The organism is Streptomyces sp. AC555_RSS877, from assembly GCF_019049245.1.
GTDB lineage: Bacteria > Actinomycetota > Actinomycetes > Streptomycetales > Streptomycetaceae > Streptomyces.
This window is the reverse complement of the sequence record NZ_JAGMUK010000053.1, coordinates 141,007-158,186: the sequence shown is the minus strand read 5'-3', so window position 1 is coordinate 158,186 and position 17,180 is coordinate 141,007. Positions and strand designations below refer to the sequence as shown.

At 72.1% G+C, this 17,180-nt stretch carries 14 protein-coding genes and 1 tRNA gene; 8 read left to right on the top strand and 7 right to left on the bottom strand.

What is annotated here, in order from left to right:
- Positions 1–28: 28 nt before the first annotated feature.
- A complete protein-coding gene (locus KUM49_RS23540; protein WP_217238898.1) occupies positions 29–817 on the bottom strand; it encodes a ferritin-like domain-containing protein in 789 nt (262 codons plus the stop codon).
- A 235-nt stretch (positions 818–1,052) separates the two neighbouring features.
- Positions 1,053–2,108: an LLM class F420-dependent oxidoreductase gene (locus tag KUM49_RS23535; RefSeq protein ID WP_217238897.1), complete on the bottom strand. Its 1,056-nt coding sequence runs from the start codon at positions 2,106–2,108 to the stop codon at positions 1,053–1,055.
- 196 nt (positions 2,109–2,304) lie between these two features.
- On the opposite strand from KUM49_RS23535, the gene KUM49_RS23530 reads away from it, so the two are divergent.
- Positions 2,305–3,288 carry an aldo/keto reductase gene (locus KUM49_RS23530; RefSeq protein ID WP_217238896.1) on the top strand — a complete coding sequence of 328 codons (984 nt, stop codon included), beginning with the start codon at positions 2,305–2,307 and terminating at the stop codon, positions 3,286–3,288.
- Positions 3,285–5,585 carry a helix-hairpin-helix domain-containing protein gene (locus KUM49_RS23525; RefSeq protein WP_217238895.1) on the top strand — a complete coding sequence of 767 codons (2,301 nt, stop codon included), beginning with the start codon at positions 3,285–3,287 and terminating at the stop codon, positions 5,583–5,585. The genes KUM49_RS23530 and KUM49_RS23525 overlap by 4 nt, the downstream gene beginning before the upstream one ends.
- 95 nt (positions 5,586–5,680) lie before the next feature.
- On the opposite strand, the gene KUM49_RS23520 is transcribed toward KUM49_RS23525, so the two are convergent.
- Complete coding sequence (locus tag KUM49_RS23520; RefSeq protein WP_217238894.1) at positions 5,681–6,415, bottom strand: hypothetical protein; 735 nt, start codon at positions 6,413–6,415, stop codon at positions 5,681–5,683.
- Positions 6,416–6,462: 47 nt separating this feature from the next.
- On the opposite strand from KUM49_RS23520, the gene KUM49_RS23515 reads away from it, so the two are divergent.
- The gene (locus KUM49_RS23515; RefSeq protein WP_005485166.1) at positions 6,463–6,651 is read left to right on the top strand and encodes a DUF5703 family protein; all 189 of its coding nucleotides are present in this window, start codon (positions 6,463–6,465) and stop codon (positions 6,649–6,651) included.
- A gap of 103 nt (positions 6,652–6,754) precedes the next feature.
- Here KUM49_RS23515 and KUM49_RS23510 read toward each other — a convergent pair whose 3' ends face one another.
- From KUM49_RS23510 to KUM49_RS23500, 3 genes are all read right to left on the bottom strand, one after another.
- Positions 6,755–7,555 carry a chaplin gene (locus KUM49_RS23510; RefSeq protein ID WP_217238893.1) on the bottom strand — a complete coding sequence of 267 codons (801 nt, stop codon included), beginning with the start codon at positions 7,553–7,555 and terminating at the stop codon, positions 6,755–6,757.
- 226 nt (positions 7,556–7,781) lie between these two features.
- Positions 7,782–8,015, bottom strand: a complete 234-nt coding sequence (gene chpH, locus KUM49_RS23505) for a chaplin ChpH (protein WP_217238892.1) — start codon at positions 8,013–8,015, stop codon at positions 7,782–7,784.
- Positions 8,016–8,173: 158 nt separating this feature from the next.
- Positions 8,174–9,499 (bottom strand): M20/M25/M40 family metallo-hydrolase, encoded by a 1,326-nt coding sequence (locus tag KUM49_RS23500; RefSeq protein ID WP_217238891.1) that lies wholly within the window; start codon positions 9,497–9,499, stop codon positions 8,174–8,176.
- A gap of 213 nt (positions 9,500–9,712) precedes the next feature.
- Here KUM49_RS23500 and KUM49_RS23495 point away from each other — a divergent pair.
- The 4 genes from KUM49_RS23495 (at position 9,713) to KUM49_RS23480 (ending at position 15,766) form a co-directional block, all read left to right on the top strand.
- Positions 9,713–9,797 (top strand) — tRNA-Leu (locus KUM49_RS23495).
- 275 nt (positions 9,798–10,072) lie between these two features.
- Positions 10,073–13,945, top strand: a complete 3,873-nt coding sequence (locus KUM49_RS23490; protein WP_217238890.1) for a Pls/PosA family non-ribosomal peptide synthetase — start codon at positions 10,073–10,075, stop codon at positions 13,943–13,945.
- Between the two features lie 89 nt (positions 13,946–14,034).
- Positions 14,035–15,378: a M1 family metallopeptidase gene (locus KUM49_RS23485; RefSeq protein WP_217238889.1), complete on the top strand. Its 1,344-nt coding sequence runs from the start codon at positions 14,035–14,037 to the stop codon at positions 15,376–15,378.
- 4 nt (positions 15,379–15,382) lie between these two features.
- Positions 15,383–15,766, top strand: a complete 384-nt coding sequence (locus tag KUM49_RS23480; RefSeq protein ID WP_217238888.1) for a YchJ family protein — start codon at positions 15,383–15,385, stop codon at positions 15,764–15,766.
- Positions 15,767–15,790: 24 nt separating this feature from the next.
- Here the strand turns inward: KUM49_RS23480 and KUM49_RS23475 are convergent, their stop codons facing one another.
- Positions 15,791–16,492 (bottom strand): FadR/GntR family transcriptional regulator, encoded by a 702-nt coding sequence (locus KUM49_RS23475; RefSeq protein ID WP_217238887.1) that lies wholly within the window; start codon positions 16,490–16,492, stop codon positions 15,791–15,793.
- 143 nt (positions 16,493–16,635) lie between these two features.
- Here KUM49_RS23475 and KUM49_RS23470 point away from each other — a divergent pair, with 143 nt between their 5' ends.
- The gene (locus tag KUM49_RS23470; RefSeq protein WP_217238886.1) at positions 16,636–17,169 is read left to right on the top strand and encodes a gluconokinase; all 534 of its coding nucleotides are present in this window, start codon (positions 16,636–16,638) and stop codon (positions 17,167–17,169) included.
- Positions 17,170–17,180 lie beyond the last annotated feature (11 nt).

Sequence of the window (17,180 nt, the reverse complement as noted above, 5' to 3'; positions counted from 1 at the left end):
CGGGTGGAGGCCGCGGACGGTTCCTGGTTCAGGCGAACTCGGGGGCCGCGCTCGCCGGGCCTCCGAGGGCGTCCCGGCGTTCCGGCATCTTCAGGGACACCATCCGGCGCCAGCCCGCCAGGCGCTCGTACGCGTACATCGCGTGGATGCCGGCCGCGAGCATCGCCGACTTCGCCTTCGGCCAGCCCAGGATGCGGCCCATGTGGGCCATGACGGCCAGGCTGACGTCCCGGTAGATGCCGATCTCGGCGAGCGCGCAGTCGCGCAGCGTGCGCTGGATGAGCCGTCCGTGCCCGGCGGCCGCGAAGCGCAGCAGCTCCTCGTGGGTGTACGCGAGGTGGTTGTCCTCGTCGTTGGAGATCATCCGGACCGCCTTGCCGACCAGGGGGTCGTCCGCGAAGTGCTTGCGCAGCATCACCATCTGGTCGGCGGCCCGCTGCTCCGTGACCCGGCTGTGCGCCAGGTAGGTGACGATGTCCGCCACCGTGAGCGGCTGGTCGCCCTTCAGCTTCTCGTGGGCGAGCCCGATGCCGTGCTTCTCCAGGAGGGCCGTGTAGTCGGTCTCGGGCGGCACGGGGACGGGCTCCAGAGCACGCTTCTTCAGGAGGGCGTTGAAGATCCGCCCGTGCTTGTCCTCGTCCGCTCCGTGCCGGGTGATCTTGGGGGCCATGTCCCGTTCGCTCGCGGGGACGAGCGCGGCGATGCGGGCGTTCTCCCAGCCGCCCTGCGTCTCCCCGCTGGCCGCGATGGAGCAGAACAGGCGGAAGGACTCGTCGTTGTCGATGATCTCCTGGAACAGACTCTTGGCCGAAAGCATCGTCAGCACCTCTCTGCAGGACTCTCCGCAGGGTCCGCAAAGAACGAGTCAAATGCGGTGAGAGGGGTGTTGCAACAGCTGTGTCGGACAACTCCGCCAAAAGGAGGACCCTCGGGGTCGCTTCAGGGCGTAACCACGCGGGCCCGGGCGCGTTGTGCTGCATGACGGCCGTGGCGGGGAAGACCCCCGAGCCCCCACCACGGCCGCTGTAGACCTCCGGCGGTTGAACCAGGTGCTACGCGAGTCCCGCGCGCTCCATGGCCTCCGCGCCGGCGCGGAGCGAGGCGAGCCGCTCGTCGAGCGTGAAGCCCGCGGGAGCGAGGCTCAGGGTCGTGACCCCGACCGCCGCGTACGCCTTCATCCGGTCCGCGATCCGGTCGACCGAACCCAGCAGGGTCGTCTTGTCGATCAGCTCGTGCGGTACGGCGGCGGCCGCGCCCTGCTTGTCGCCGGACAGGTACTTGTCCTGGATCTCGGCGGCTTCCTTCTCGTAGCCCATGCGGCGGGCGAGCTGGTTGTAGAAGTTCTGCTTGCTGCTGCCCATGCCGCCGACGTACAGCGCGGTGTACGGGCGGAAGGTGTCGGCGAGCGCGGCCACGTCCTTGTCGTCGCCGACCGCGAGGGGCAGGGTCGGGCACACGTCGAAGCCGTCGAGGGTCTTGCCCGCCTTCTCGCGTCCCGCGCGCAGGTACGTGATCGCGGTGTCCTCGAGGTGGTCGGCCGAGGGGAAGATCAGCAGTGCGCCGTCCGCGATCTCACCGGTCTGTTCGAGGTTCTTCGGGCCGATGGCGGCGATGTACAGCGGGATGTGCTCGCGCTCGGGGTGCACGGTGAGCTTGATGGGCTTGCCGGGGCCGCCGGGCAGCGGCAGCGTCCAGTGCTCGCCCTCGAACGACAGCCGCTCGCGGGTCATCGCCTTCCGCACGATCTCGACGTACTCGCGGGTGCGGGACAGCGGCTTGTCGAACTTGACGCCGTACCAGCCCTCGGAGACCTGCGGACCCGAGACGCCGAGACCGAGGCGGAAGCGGCCGCCGGAGAGCGAGTCGAGGGTGGCGGCGGTCATCGCGGTCATCGCCGGCTGCCGGGCCGGGATCTGGAAGATGGCCGAGCCGACGTCGATGCGCTCGGTCTGGGCGGCGACCCAGGTGAGCACGGTGGCCGCGTCGGAGCCGTAGGCCTCGGCGGCCCAGCAGACCGCGTACCCGAGCCGGTCGGCCTCCTGGGCGACGGCCAGATTGTCCGCGTCCATGCCGGCACCCCAGTAGCCGAGGTTGATCCCGAGCTGCATGCCGAATCCCCTTACCGATCAGTAACGTCCTTGTCCGCAGACCTTAGCGCGGGGGTGGGGGTTCGGGTACGGCGAGGACCCGGCCGCCGCTTCGGCCGTCCGGTCCGCCGCCCGGCACCGCCCCCGGCCGCATCGGCGGAAACTGGTTATCCGCAGGCACCCATCTGACAGGTTCTGGCCAGTAATCTCGGCGTCCATGGAGCAGAGGCATCTCGGCCGCACCGGCCTGCGTGTGTCCCGCATCGGGCTCGGCACCCTCACCTGGGGTCGGGACACCGATGAGCACGACGCCGCGGACCTCTTGAAGACGTTCTGGGAAGCCGGCGGGAGCCTCGTCGACACGGCGGACGTGTACGGCGACGGGGAGGCCGAATACCTGCTCGGACGTCTCATCGAAGGCCTCGTGCCGCGCCGGGATCTGGTCATCTCGACCAAGGCCGGCAGCGTTCCGGACCCCGACCGCCGGTTCGACGGCTCGCGCGGCCATCTGCTCTCCGCGCTGGACGCCTCGCTGGCCCGGCTCGGCACGGACTACGTCGACGTGTGGCACATCCACGCCTTCGACCCCGACACCCCGCTGGAGGAGACGCTGCAGGCGCTGGACCTCGCGGTCAGCAGTGGACGAGCCCGCTATGCCGGGGTCTCCAACTTCTGCGGGTGGCAGCTCGCCAAGGCCGCGACCTGGCAGATCGCCGCGCCGGGCACGCGGACCCGGCTGGCGAGCACACAGCTGGAGTACTCGCTGCTGCAGCGCGGCGTCGAGCGCGAGGTGCTGCCGGCCGCCCTGGATCTGGGCATCGGCATGCTTCCCTCGTCCCCGCTCGGCCGCGGTGTGCTCACCGGCAAGTACCGGAACGCCACACCGGCCGACTCGCGGGGCGCCTCGGAGCATCTGGCGCCGTTCGTCGCGCCGTACCTCGACGACACGGCGACGCGCATCGTGGACGCCGTGACGACGGCGGCGGACGGGCTCGCGGTGACGCCGATACAGGTCGCCCTCGCGTGGGTGCGCGACCGGCCGGGCGTGGCCGCGCCGATCGTCGGCGCGCGCAACGCGCAGCAGCTCACGGCGGCATTGTCAGTGGAGGCCCTTAGTCTTCCTGACGAGATCTGCCGGGCGCTCGACGACGTGTCGGCGCCCGTGCACCGCTATCCCGATCACGACTGGAGCACGCTGTGAGCACGGAGCCGGAGCCCGCTGAGCACGCCGAGGACGCCGAGCCGGGGACGCCGGGCACCGCGGCGGAGGGCGCCGCCCCCGAGACAGGCGTCGAGACCGATGTCGCGCAGGACGCTGTCGCGGAGGACGGCGACGCCCCGGACGGCGAGACCACGAAGGCCGGCGACACCCCCGACGGCGAGACCGCGGAGACCGGCGCCGCCGCCGGGGGTGAGACCGCCGACGACGCCGAAGAAGCGAAGAAGCTGTCCGAGGCGGAGGCCGAGCTCGCCGCCCAGCGGTTGGAGCGGGAGCGGATCGAGCAGCGGAAGGCCGAGAAGAAGTCGCCCATCGCCGCCGGGACCAAGCTCAGCGGGAAGGCCGCCGACCTCCTCGCGGCCGTACGGGCGGTGGAGAGCGGCGAGAAGCCCGCGGCCGCCGTCTTCAGCGAGCCCGCACCCGCGCCGCGCCGCACCGCCCCGGAGTCGAGGCCGCAGCCCGTGCCGACACCCCCGGGGAGCGCGACTGCCGCCCCGGAGACCGTCGAGTCCGTGCGGCGGGTACTGACCGAGGGCGGCGCACCGGACGCGCTGGCGGCGCAGGTCGCCGCGGCCCTCGGAGAGGGGGCCGACGAGCAACTGCGGGCGGATCCCTGGCAGTTGCTGCGGGTCGCGAGCGTGCGGCCCGAGCAGGCCGACGGATTCGCGCGGGCCCTGCTCGGCGCGGACTGCGCTCCGGACGACGAGCGCCGCGGCCGGGCGGTCACCGTCTGGCTGCTGGAGCAGGCCGCCCTCGCCGGGCACACCGCCCTGGAGATGCCGGCGCTCACGGCCGCGCTGGCCCAGCGGAATGTGCCGGATGCCGACGCGGCCGTCCAGAGCACCCTTGCCGAGGGCGAGGCCCTGGTCTTCCAGGACGCCCTGGACGAACCCGGAGCACCGCCCCGGCGCGAGCAGGACGACGACGCCGAGGGCGGCGAGGAGGGCGAGGAGCGCCCGGTGCGTGTCCTGGTCGGTCTGGAGCGGTACGCCCTCGCGGAGGAGAGCCTTGCCGACGGTCTGGCCCGGCTGATCAACTCGGTGCCGAAGGAGGACGGTTCGGCCGCGGACTGGGAGCAGGCCGCCGCCTCGGCAGGGGGTTCCGCCGCCGAGCTGATCCGGGCGGTCGCGGGCCACGGTCTGGTCCTCCATGCGGGTGGCGAAGCCTCCCTGGCCGAACCGGCGGCCCTGCTGAGCGCGGCTCGCGGGCTGGGGCTGCGCGCCTGGGCCGCCACGCACGGGCCGATCGGCCGTGACCGTTTCGGGGCGCGGGCCGCCCGTGCCGACGCACCGCAGAGCGCCGGGGCCACGGACGCCCCCGAGGTGGCCGTCGCCACCGTCGCCGGGTTGCTGTCCGGTGCCGAAGGGCCCGGCCGAGACGCCGAGGGAGCGCTGGACCTCGACCTGCTCGTGGTGCTCGACGCCCCGCAGCTGGACGTCGAGACGGCGGCGCTGCTCACCGAGTCGCTGCCGGACGGCTCCCGGCTGGTGCTGGCCGGGGACCCCGCGGTGCTGTGGTCCGTGGGTCCCGGGCGGGTCTTCGCGGATCTGCTGGCCGCGCGGATCTGCCCGCAGGTCGCCTCCCGGCGCCCGGACCCCGGCCCGCTGGGCGAGCTGGTCTCCGGGGTCGGCATCGGCGAGCTCAACCAGGTCGAGGCCCCCGGCAAGGAGGTCGTGATCGTGCCGGTGCGGGACGCGGGCGAGGCCGTGCACCGGACCGTGCAGCTCGTCGCGGACTCCGTGCCCCGGGCGATCGGGGTGCCCGCCGAGGAGACGCAGGTGATCACGCCGGGCCACGGCGGCGCGGTCGGCACCCGCGTGCTGAACGCGGCTCTCAAGGAGCGGCTCAACCCGGGACCCGGCCGTTTCGGCGGCTTCGACCCGGGCGACCGGATCGCCTACTCCCCCGCGCCGGGCCGTACGCTGCCGGGCCACGTCGTCAAGGCCGACGCCGAGGGGCTGCACCTGTCCTGCGCCGGCGAGGCCGTCGTCGTACCGAAGGAGCGGGTGGAGCAGTCCGTGCGGCACGGGTGGGCGCTGACCGCGCACCAAGCGGTGGGCGCCCGGTGGCCCGCGGCGGTCGTGGTGCTGCCCGGCGACGCCGTGCAGGCCCTCAGCCGGCCCTGGGTCTACACGGCGTTCGGCCGGGGGGACCGCCATCTGTCCGTGGTCCACGGCGCGGACCAGGCACTCGCCCGTGCGGTGGCGGAGATCCCGGCGAAGCCGCGCACGACCCGCCTGCCCGCGCTGCTCGCTCCGCAGATCCCGACGGCCGGCTGACCACACACCCGGGGGTACGACCACGGCGGCCGCGGAAGCCCGGCCGGGCTTCCGCGGCCGCCGTGGTCATGGACGGTCTCGCGGCGAGGGGGCGCTCAGCGGCCCGCTGGGCGATCCGCGTCCAGCCGCTTCAGATCCCCGTCCACGGCCGCTTCGTCGATCTCCGCGACGTCTTCCACGTCCCCGTCGTCCTCGTCGTCCTCGTCGTCTTCGTCATCGATGTCGTCCACGTCGTCGTCGAAGACCGCGCTGACGTCGAAGCGGCACACCACCCGCTGCGGGTCGACCTGCTCGAACGGCGCCTCCAGCCACTCGCCGGGCACGGCCGTCTCGTCCGCCGCCGTCACCCAGAGCGTGGAGTCGCCCTCCTCCAGGCCGAAGTCCTTGTGCCGGGAGGCGATCTCGTCCGCCTCGAACTCGCCGAACAGGATGCCGAGCGCCCCGTGCACCGTGCCGGAGGCTTCCCCGCTCTCGTCGTAGTCCGCCGCCTCGACCCGCTCGGCCTGCGCCAGCAGCCGCTGGGGCTCCGCCACGGTGTAGTCGCGGCGGATCAGCACGCTGAGGGCGTTCGGCTCCTCCGGACCGATGTACGGCGGCAGCGAGTCGTCCGCGCCGGGGATCTCGAAGGGCGTGACCTCGTCGTAACGGTCGTAGAGCAGCTCGTCGTACGCCTCCGCGGCCGCGGCCAGCTCGTTGAACGCCTCGTAGACAGCCGGGTCGTCCTCACCCGACCGGCGTTCGACCGCGGCCAGGTGGCGGTCGAGCGCGGTCTTGACCGCCTCGGCGGCGGCGCGTACCTCGGCAGCGGTGGGCTGCGCAGCATCAGACATAGTGCAGACGCTATCCGTACCGGACCCCAGACCGCACAATAGATGCGATGCCGGAATACGAATTTGTCGACGTGTACGTACCGCGCGGGGTCTCCCGCAAAGACGCCACACGTCTGCTGACGGACCATGCCGAGTACGGACACTGGGAGTTGGACCGCCTGAGCCTGCTGCGCGACGGCAGCCGCAGGGTGCGGCTGCGCCGGCGGATCATCCGCCAGGTCCGCGCCACGTGGTGATCTGAGGCGACGGAAACGGAGCGGGCCCACCGACACCGGGCCCGCTCCGTCGTCCGCCACGCCGGGGGATTTCGTGGTGCTGTGAATCCCCGCTGCCCCAGGGTTATGCCGAGGCGCGCCCCTTGCGGTAGAGCAGCGCGCCCGCCAGCAGCGCCCCCGCGCCCACGGGGAGCGCGAGGCCCATCGGCAGCTCACTGCCGGTGTGCGCGAGCTGTGCGGCGGCTCGCGGCTGGGTGAGGGACTGCGCCCCGGGCTGGTTGGCGCGCGAGGAGCCGCCCGGTGTCTCGTCGCCCGAGGCGGGCGGCGTGTTCGGGGCGCCGGGGCGACCCTGCTCCACCGGGTTGCCCGGCTGCTCGGGGCCGCCGGGCGGAGTCTCCTGACCGCTCCCCGACGGCACGGTGCCGCCGGGCGGAGTCTCCTGACCGCTCCCCGACGGCACGGTGCCGCCGGAACCGCCCCCGTTCCCGCAGTCGTTGCCCGTGGTGGGGTTGCCGATCCCGATGACGTCGACGCTGTTGTCGCAAACGTTCACCGGTGCGTCGATCGGCACCTCGACGTGGTTGCCGGAGCCGACACCGGGCGAACCGCCGTTGTCCCCGCCCGCCTGTCCGCCGTGCCCGCTGTACCCACCGGACGAGCCGCTGCCGCCGCCGCTCTTGACGCCGGTGTTGACACACTTGTTGCCCATCGCCGGGTTGAGGAGCCCGATGACGTTGACCGTGTTGCCGCAGACGTTCACCGGCGCGTACACCGGCGCCTGCACCGAGTTGCCCGACAGTACGCCGGGCGAGTTCGCGCCCGATCCGCTCGCGGCCGAGTCCGCGTGTGCCGCGCCACCGGTCGCGGCGATCACGCCGGTGGCGGCGGCCATGGTCATCAGGCCTTTGCGGGTGACCTGTCGCATTGCTGAATCCCTGCTTTCGACCTTGTCCCGAATTCCCGAAGTTCGCATTCTCGACGGTCGAGTTCGCGGCGATCAAGTTCTCGAAGTCCGGTTCCGGCATTCGAGTTCCGACGTGCGCGTCTCGCCGTTCGAAAAGAGTCGTTCCGAAAAGGCCGGTCGACCCCGGAGCGCATGGCGCGCACTCCGGGGCCGACGGGCTCAGCCCCTGACGGGGCGAGGCACAACGTCAGTTGTTGACGCAGGTGTTGCCGAAGGCCGGGTTCAGCAGCCCGATCACGGAGACCGTGTTGCCGCAGGCGTTCACGGGGACGTGAACGGGAACCTGGACGACGTTGCCGGAAAGGACACCCGGGGAGTTCACGGCCGCACCCTGGGCGCCCGAGTGGGCGGCGGCCATGCCCGCGCCCGCGAGAACCAGACCACCAGTGGCAACGGCAGCGGCGACGATCTTCTTGATCATTATTCTCTCCTTGTTGGCAATGCGATCCCCATCAGCGGATCACGTCAGCAGTAACGAGGAGGGAGTAATGGAGCTACGAGCGTATCGTCGTATTCACTCTTCCCAGTAGGTTTCCGCACACTCGAGCGAATACTGCGGTTTCGTTTCAGTGAGGCAATTCAGGACGCGTCGATGAACCGGTCGAGCACGCGCACGCCGAACCGCAGCCCGTCCACCGGCACCCGCTCGTCGACACCGTGGAACATCCCGGCGAAGTCCAGCTCCGGCGGCAGCTTGAGCGGGGCGAAGCCGAAGCCCCGGATGCCGAGGTCGTCGAAGGACTTGGCGTCGGTCCCGCCGGAGAGCATGTAGGGGATCGCCTTCGCGGCCGGGTCCTCGGCGACCAGCGCCGACTGCATCGCCGCCACCAGCGGCCCGTCGAAGGTGGTCTCGACGGCCTTGTCCGCGTGCACGTCCTCGCGCCGCACCTTCGGCCCGAGGATCCGGTCGAGGTCGGCGAGGAACTCCTCCTCGTGGCCCGGCAGGAACCGCCCGTCGACGTGCGCGGTGGCCTCCCCCGGAATGACGTTGACCTTGTAGCCGGCGCCGAGCTGTGTGGGGTTGGCCGTGTTGCTCAGGGTCGCGCCGATCAGCTTGGCGATGCCGCCGAGCCGGGCGAGCGTCGACTCCATGTCCTCGGCGTCGAGCTCGACGCCGAGCGCGTCGCCGAGTTCGTCGAGGAAGGCCCGGGTGGTCTTGGTGACCCGCACCGGGAACGTGTGCCGCCCGATCCGCGCGACCGCCTCCGACAGCTCGGTGATGGCGTTGTCCCGGTGGATCATCGATCCGTGGCCCGCCGTGCCGGCCACGGTCAGCTTCATCCAGTGCATGCCCTTCTCGGCCGTCTGGATCAGGTAGAGCCGCCGCTCCTCGCTCACCGTGAACGAGAACCCGCCCACCTCGCTGATCGCCTCGGTGACACCCTCGAAGAGATCGGGGTGGTTCTTGACGAGGTGCTTGGCACCGTACGTGCCGCCCGCCTCCTCGTCCGCGAGGAACGCGAGGACGATGTCCCGGGGCGGCTTGCGCCCGCTGCGCAGCCGGTCCCGTACGACCGCGAGGGTCATCGCGTCCATGTCCTTCATGTCGACGGCCCCGCGGCCCCACACGCACCCGTCCGCGACCTCGCCGGAGAAGGGGTGGTGGGTCCAGTCGGCCGCGTTGGCCGGTACGACGTCGGTGTGGCCGTGGATGAGCAGCGCGGGCCGGGACGGGTCCGCGCCCTCGATGCGGGCCACGGTGGACGCGCGGCCCGGGTGGGACTCGAAGATCCGCGGTTCGAGTCCCACCTCGGCAAGCTTCTCGGCGACGTACTCGGCCGCCTTGCGCTCCCCCGGGCCGGAGTTGTCCCCGTAGTTGCTGGTGTCGATCTGGATCAGCTCGCGGCAGAGGTCCACGACCTCGTCCTCGCCGGTGACGCCCCTGGCCGTGTCCGACTCGCTCACGCTGCTTCCTCCCACGCCTTCGCTGCTGGTGGTTCCCCCCGCATCCTCCTCCTCCCACGGCGCACACCCCAAGACCGGTCCCGGCCCGTCACACGTCGTTCACGCCCGGCCGGGGGTGCGCCGAGGGGCGACGGGGGTGCCCCGAGGGCACTCGAAAAGCCTGGTAATGTTTCCTCCGTCGCCGCGAGGGAAACCCCGCACGACAGACACCTTGTCCGGGTGGCGGAATGGCAGACGCGCTAGCTTGAGGTGCTAGTGCCCTTTATCGGGCGTGGGGGTTCAAGTCCCCCCTCGGACACACGAGATGAGCGAGGGTCGCGATCACTGGATCGCGGCCCTCGCTCGTTGTGTGGGCCATCTCTCCTCTGTCTGAAGATCACCAGGTCAGCGCCCCCGGGCTCGGCCCTCGCGCCCCCGGAAGGCCGCTTTGAAGTGGCCGACAGAAAGGGCCGAGCCTACCGTCGTACTAAAATTTCCGGCTTGTTACGGAACGGAGCTGGATCCGGACAACCCCAGGCAGACCTGCGGACCCGCCAGCGCCCCGGATTTCCGGGATCGAGACGCGAGGGCCCGATGGCAGCCATACACGAGAGCAGTGCTCTCGGTCTGGACGAAGAGATCCGCGAACGGTTCGGCGACAGGGCACGTTTCTCCGGTGGGCCGGCGGCCTCGCCGCGCACCCTCGTCGACGTCTTCGACGCGTCCGTACGGTCGTATCCCGACGAACTCGCCCTGGACGACGGGACGACGCGGCTCACCTACCGGCAGCTCGCCGCCGAGGTGGAGCAGCTGCGGCGCGCGCTGGCCGGAGCCGGGGTCGGGCTGGGCGACCGGGTGGGGGTCCGGGTGCCGTCCGGCAGCAATGAGCTGTACGTCGCGATTCTCGCCGTACTGGCCGCCGGGGCCGCCTATGTGCCCGTGGACGCCGAGGACCCGGACGAGCGGGCCGAGCTGGTGTTCGGGGAGGCAGAGGTGCGGGCCGTCGTCGGGGGCGGGCACGCGCTGACCGTGTTCTCCGAGAGCGACGTTCCCGCGGCCCGGCCCGGCACGGAGCACGACGCCTGGATCATCTTCACCTCCGGGTCCACCGGGAAGCCCAAGGGCGTCGCCGTCAGCCATCGCAGTGCCGCCGCGTTCGTGGACGCCGAGGCCGCGCTGTTCCTCACCGAGGATCCGATCGGGCCCGGGGACCGGGTCATGGCGGGGCTGTCGGTCGCGTTCGACGCCTCCTGCGAGGAGATGTGGCTGGCGTGGCGGTACGGGGCCTGTCTGGTGCCGGTGCCGCGTGCGCAGGTCAGGAGCGGTGCCGATCTCGGGCCGTGGCTGGTCGAGCAGGAGATCAGCGTGGTGTCGACCGTGCCGACGCTGGCCTCGCTGTGGGAGCCCGAGCACCTGAACGACGTACGGCTGCTGATCTTCGGCGGTGAGGCCTGCCCGCCGGAGCTGGTGCAGCGGCTGGTGACGGAGGGGCGCGAGGTCTGGAACACGTACGGGCCCACCGAGGCGACCGTCGTGGCCTGCGCGTCGCTGATGAGCGGTGCGGAGCCGATCCGGATCGGGCTGCCGCTGGACGGCTGGGAGCTGGCCGTCGTGGACGAGGCCGGCGAGCCCGTGCCGATGGGCGGCACGGGGCAGCTGGTGATCGGCGGGGTCGGGCTCGCGCGGTATCTCGACGCCGGGAAGGACGCGGAGAAGTACGCGCCCCTGGAGTCGCTGGGGTGGGAGCGGGCGTACCGGAGCGGGGACCTCGTCACGGCGGAGCCCGAGGGGCTGGTCTTCCTCGGGCGGGCCGACGAGCAGATCAAGCTCGGCGGGCGGCGCATCGAACTCGGTGAGGTGGACGCGGCCCTGCAGGCGCTGCCCGGGGTGGCGGGGGCCGCCGCCGCGGTGCGCACCGCCCGGAGCGGCAACCAGCTCCTCGTCGGCTATGTCGTCACCCAGGACGGCTGGGACCACGCGGCGGCCGTGGAGAAGCTGCGCGCCGAGCTGCCCGCCGCGCTGGTCCCGCTGCTCGCGCCGGTCGACGACCTGCCGACCCGGACCAGCGGCAAGGTCGACCGCAAGGCCCTGCCCTGGCCGCTGGAGGGGCTGGCGACCGGCGGCCCGGCCGAGCAGCTGTACGGCACCGAGGCCTGGCTCGCCGAGCAGTGGAGCGAGATCCTCGGCATCCCCGTGGCGAGCGCGCGGGACGACTTCTTCGCGATCGGCGGCAGCAGCCTCGCCGCCGCCCAGCTGACCACGCGGCTGCGCAGCCGCTACCCGAGCGCCGCCGTCCTCGACATCTACCAGCAGCCCGTGCTGCGGAAGTTGGCGCGGCATCTGGAGAAGTCGGCGCAGGACGACGGCGCCGAGCGGACCGTCGCTCCGGTGCCGGTCCGCGCCCAGGTGGTCCAACTCCTGGTGCTCCTCCCCCTGTTCACGCTGCTGGGGCTGCGCTGGAGCGTGGCGCTGGCCGCGCTCGGGAACCTGCTGCCCGCCTACTCCTGGCTGCCGAGCGCACCTTGGTGGCTCGTCGGGGCCGGGGCGCTGCTCTTCTTCAGCCCGCCGGGGCGGCTGGCGCTCGCGGCGGGCGGGGCCCGGCTGCTGCTGAGGGGTGTGCAGCCGGGGCGGTACCCGCGCGGTGGCAGCGTGCATCTTCGGCTCTGGTCCGCCGAGCGGCTGGCCGAGTTCAGCGGGGCGACCTCGCTGACCGGGTCGTGGCTGGAGCGGTACGCGCGGGCGCTCGGCGCCAAGGTCGGTCCTGACGTGGACCTGCACTCGCTGCCGCCGGTCACCGGCATGCTCAGGCTGGGGCGGGGCGCGGCCGTGGAGTCCGAGGTGGACCTGTCCGGCTGGTGGCTGGACGGCGACCGGCTGGAGATCGGCCCGGTCAGGGTCGGCGGGCACGCCGTCGTCGGCACACGCAGCATGCTCTTTCCCGGTGCCCGGGTCGGCAAGCGGGCCGAGGTGGCGCCGGGCTCGGCCGTCACCGGTCAGATCCCGACCGGACAGCGCTGGGCGGGCGCTCCCGCGGTCAAGCTCGGCAAGGCCAAGCGGAACTGGCCGAAGGAACGGCCGGTGCGGGGCACGTACTGGCGTGTCATGTACGGCGTGGCGGGCTTCGCGCTGACGCTGCTGCCGGTGCTGTCGGGCGTGGTGGCGCTGCTGGTGGCGCGCGTGTTCGTGGAATCGGGCGCCGGGCTCGGCGAAGCGCTCAAGGGTGCCGCGCTCGCCCTGGTCCCGGCGACGCTCGCCTTCGGGCTGGCGTACGCGCTGCTGCTCCTGATCGCCGTACGACTGCTGAGCCTGGGCCTGCGTGAGGGCACTCACCCCACCCACAGCCGGATCGGCTGGCAGGCCTGGACGGTCACGCAGCTGATGGACCGCTCGCGCGAGACGCTGTTCCCGCTGTACGCCGGGCTGGTCACGCCGGTGTGGCTGCGGCTGCTCGGCATGCGGATCGGGCGCGGTGCCGAGGTGTCGACGGTGCTCGCGCTGCCGAGCCTGACGACGGTCGGCGAGGGCGCGTTCCTGGCCGACGACACGCTGACCGCGCCGTACGAGCTCGGCGGCGGCTGGATGCGGATCGGGCGGGCGGAGATCGGGCGGCGGGCCTTCCTCGGGAACTCGGGGATGACCGGGCCGGGGCGGTCGGTGCCGGACGGCGGGCTGGTGGGTGTGCTGTCGGCGACGCCGAAGAAGGCGAAGAAGGGCAGCTCCTATCTGGGGCTGCCGCCGGTGAAGCTGCCCCGCTCGGCGGCCGGCGGTGACCAGAGCCGGACGTACGATCCGCCGGCGCGGCTGCTGTGGGCGCGCGGGCTGGTGGAGCTGTGCCGGATCGTGCCGGTGTTCTGCTCGGCGGGGATCGCCGTGCTGACGGTCACGGCGCTGAGCGCGCTGAGCACCCTGGGTGCGTGGGCGCCGCTGCTGTCGGGGCTCGTGCTGCTCGGGGCCGGGATCGCGGCGGGGCTGCTGTCCGTCGTGGCGAAGTGGGCACTCGTGGGGCGGCACCGCAGCGGGGAACACCCGCTGTGGAGCGGCTTCGTGTGGCGCAACGAGCTGGCGGACACGTTCGTCGAGGTCGTGGCCGTGCCGTGGCTGGCCGGTTCGGTGCCGGGTACGCCGGTGATGACGGCGTGGCTGCGCGGGCTCGGGGCGCGGATCGGGCGGGGCGTGTGGGTGGAGAGCTACTGGCTGCCCGAGACGGACCTGGTGACGCTGGAGGACGCGGCGACGGTCAACCGGGGCTGTGTGCTCCAGACGCACCTCTTCCACGACCGGATCTTGCGGACGGATACTGTGGTCCTCCGTGAGGGCGCGACGCTGGGTCCTGGCGGCATCGTCCTGCCCGGCAGCACGGTCGGGGCCCGTACGACTCTGGGTCCGGCGTCGCTGGTGATGGCGTCGGAGTCCGTTCCCGACGACACCCGCTGGCTGGGCAATCCGATCGAGTCATGGCGTTCCTGAGGACGCCGCGCGGCTCGTTCGGGTCGGGGCCTGACGAGGACGGTGCACCGGCACGACGTTCGAGCACAGCGCAGGGAGCAGACGCAGCAGTGACCGTTCAGCAGGCAGTGGGTCCGGACCCGTACTTTCCGGCCAACGGTGATTCCCGTTACCGGGTGCACCGCTACGAGCTCGCGCTGGACTACCGCCCCGGCCCCAACCGGCTGTCCGGGACGGCCCGGATCAACGGCATAGCGGGGCGGTCGCCGCTCGCGGAGTTCGTGCTGAACCTCGCCGACTTCAAGATCGGCCGGGTCCGGGTGGACGGCCGTCAGACGCACTACACCCACCGGGGCGGGCGGCTGCGGGTCCGCCCCGCGAAGCCGGTCCGCGCCGGGGCCGCCTTCACGGTGGAGGTGCACTGGTCGGGCAACCCCAGGCCGGTGACCAGCCCCTGGGGCGGGCTCGGCTGGGAGGAGCTGGCGGACGGGGCACTGGTGGCGAGTCAGCCGGTCGGGGCGCCGTCCTGGTACCCGTGCAACGACCGGCCCGCCGACAAGGCGTCGTACCAGATCTCGGTCACCACGCCGTCCGCGTACGCGGTGGTGGCGGGCGGGCGTCTGCTGACCCGCACGACGAAGGCCTCGACGACCACCTGGGTGTACGAGCAGTCCGCGCCGACGTCCAGCTATCTGGTCGGGCTGTCCATCGGCAAGTACCAGACGGTGCTGCTGGGCGATCCGGGCCTTGGCGGCGTCCCGCAGCACGGGCACATCCCGGCGCATCTCCTGCCCGAGTTCTCCCGGGACTTCGCGCGGCAGCCGCGGATGATGGACCTGTTCCAGGAGCTGTTCGGGCCGTACCCCTTCGACGAGTACGCGGTCGTGGTGACCGAGGAGGAACTCGACGTCCCCGTCGAGGCACAGGGGTTGTCGCTGTTCGGCGCCAACCACGTGGACGGGGCGCGGGGTTCGGAGCGGCTGGTCGCGCACGAGCTGGCCCACCAGTGGTTCGGCAACAGCGTGTCCATCGCCGACTGGCGGCACATCTGGCTGAACGAGGGGTTCGCCAAGTACGCCGAGTGGCTGTGGTCGGAGCGCTCGGGCGGCCGCACGGCCCACCAACTCGCCTCGACCGCCCACCGTCTGCTGTCCTCCCTCCCCCAGGATCTCCGGCTTGCGGACCCCGGCCGCAAGTCGATGTTCGACGACCGCCTCTACGAACGCGGCGGCCTCACCCTGCACGCGGTGCGGTGCGCGATGGGCGACCCCGACTTCTTCCGGATGCTGCGCGGGTGGGTCTCGCTGCACCGGGGCGGTTCGGTGAGCACGACGACGTTCACCGCGCACGTGGCCCGCTTCGCGCCCGAGCCGCTGGACGAGCTGTTCGAGGCGTGGGTGTACGGGGCGTCGTTGCCGCCCCTGCCCCTGCCCGAGCGACGGGCGGCCGTCTAGCAGAATGACCGGCATGACCACGCGTTCCTGCCCGTGCGGGCTGCCTCAGGCGTACGACCAGTGCTGCGGCCGCTACCACTTGGGCGCCGCGGCGCCCACCGCGGAGGCGCTCATGCGGTCGCGGTACAGCGCCTTCGTGAAACGGGACGAGGGGTATCTGCTGCGGACCTGGCATCCGCGGACGCGGCCCGCCCGGGTCGAGTTCGATCCGGGGATGCGGTGGACGGGGCTGGAGATCCTCGGCACGGGCGACGGGTCCGCGTTCCACACCACCGGGAGCGTGACCTTCCGCGCCTCGTTCCGGGGCGGGTCGCTGCATGAGCGGAGCCGGTTCGAGCGGGTGGCCGGGGCCTGGGTGTACGTCGACGGGGAGTTCCTCGACCAGTAAGGCGGACCGGGGAACCGGCGAGGGCTACGGCGCCAGGATGTCCAGTTCCTGCAGCGCGCCCACGGTGATCTCCCGGGTCAGGGCCTCGGCGCGGGTCGCGTCGCCCCCTCTGACCGCTTCGGCGACCTGGACGTGCAGGGTGACGGCGGCCGGGTCGGGGTCCTCGAACATGACCTCGTGGTGGGTGCGCCCGGCCAGGACCTCGGCGACGACGTCACCGAGGCGGGCGAACATCTCGTTGCCGGAGGCGTTGAGGATGACGCGGTGGAAGGCGATGTCGTGGATCAGGTAGCCCTCGAGCTGGTGCCCTCGTGAGTGGGCCACCATCCCCAGGGCGCACTCGGTGAGTTCGGCGCACTGGTCGGCCGTGGCGTACTTGGCGGCGAGGCCCGCGGCGATCGGTTCGACCGCGGAGCGCAGGACCGTGAGGGAGCGCAGCTGGCGGGGGCGGTCGGCGCCGGCCAGGCGCCAGCGGATGACCTGGGGGTCGTAGACGTTCCACTCCTTCGTGGGACGGACCGTCACGCCCACGCGGCGGCGGGACTCGACGAGGTGCATGGACTCCAGGACGCGGACCGCCTCGCGCATCACGGAACGTGAGACGTCGAAGCTCTGTGCCAGCTCGTCGGTGCGCAGGACACTGCCCGGCGGGTATTCGCCCGCGGTGATCGCGGGGCCGAGTGTCTCCAGTACACGGCCGTGCAGCCCGCGGCCCGATGTGCTCATGCACTCAGCGTACGGGGCACGTCACAGGACCAAAAAGTCAGACTTATTTGTCACAGGCTCTTGAATTCGTCGTACCTAATGCGTTTCAGTGTGGCCGACGTCAGATGTCGGCGTCGGATGTCGAGGAAGACAGCGAGGCAGTGATGCGTACCCCTCACGTCGTCGTGGTGATGGGCGTCGCCGGCACGGGCAAGACCACGATCGGTCCCCTGCTCGCGGCCCGGCTGGGCGTTCCGTACGCCGAGGGCGACGACTTCCACCCTCAGGCCAACATCGACAAGATGTCGGCCGGCACCCCGCTCGGGGACGCGGACCGGTGGCCGTGGCTCGACGCCATCGGTGACTGGGCGCACGGGCGGGCCGGGCTCGGCGGAGTGGTCAGCTGTTCGGCGCTGAAGCGGTCGTACCGCGACCGGCTCAGGGCCGCCGCTCCCACGGTCGTGTTCGTGCACCTCGCGGGCGACCGGTCACTGATCGAGGACCGGATGGCACACCGCCAGGGTCACTTCATGCCGACCGCGTTGCTGGACTCCCAGTTCGCCACGCTCCAGCCGCTCCAGGCGGACGAGGCGGGAGTCGCCGTGGACGTGTCCGGCAGCCCGGAGGAGATCACCGAGCGAGCCGCCCGGGCGCTGGACGCGCTTGCGACGACGCCCCTCCCCGACGCACCCCAGTAACACCCCTCCCC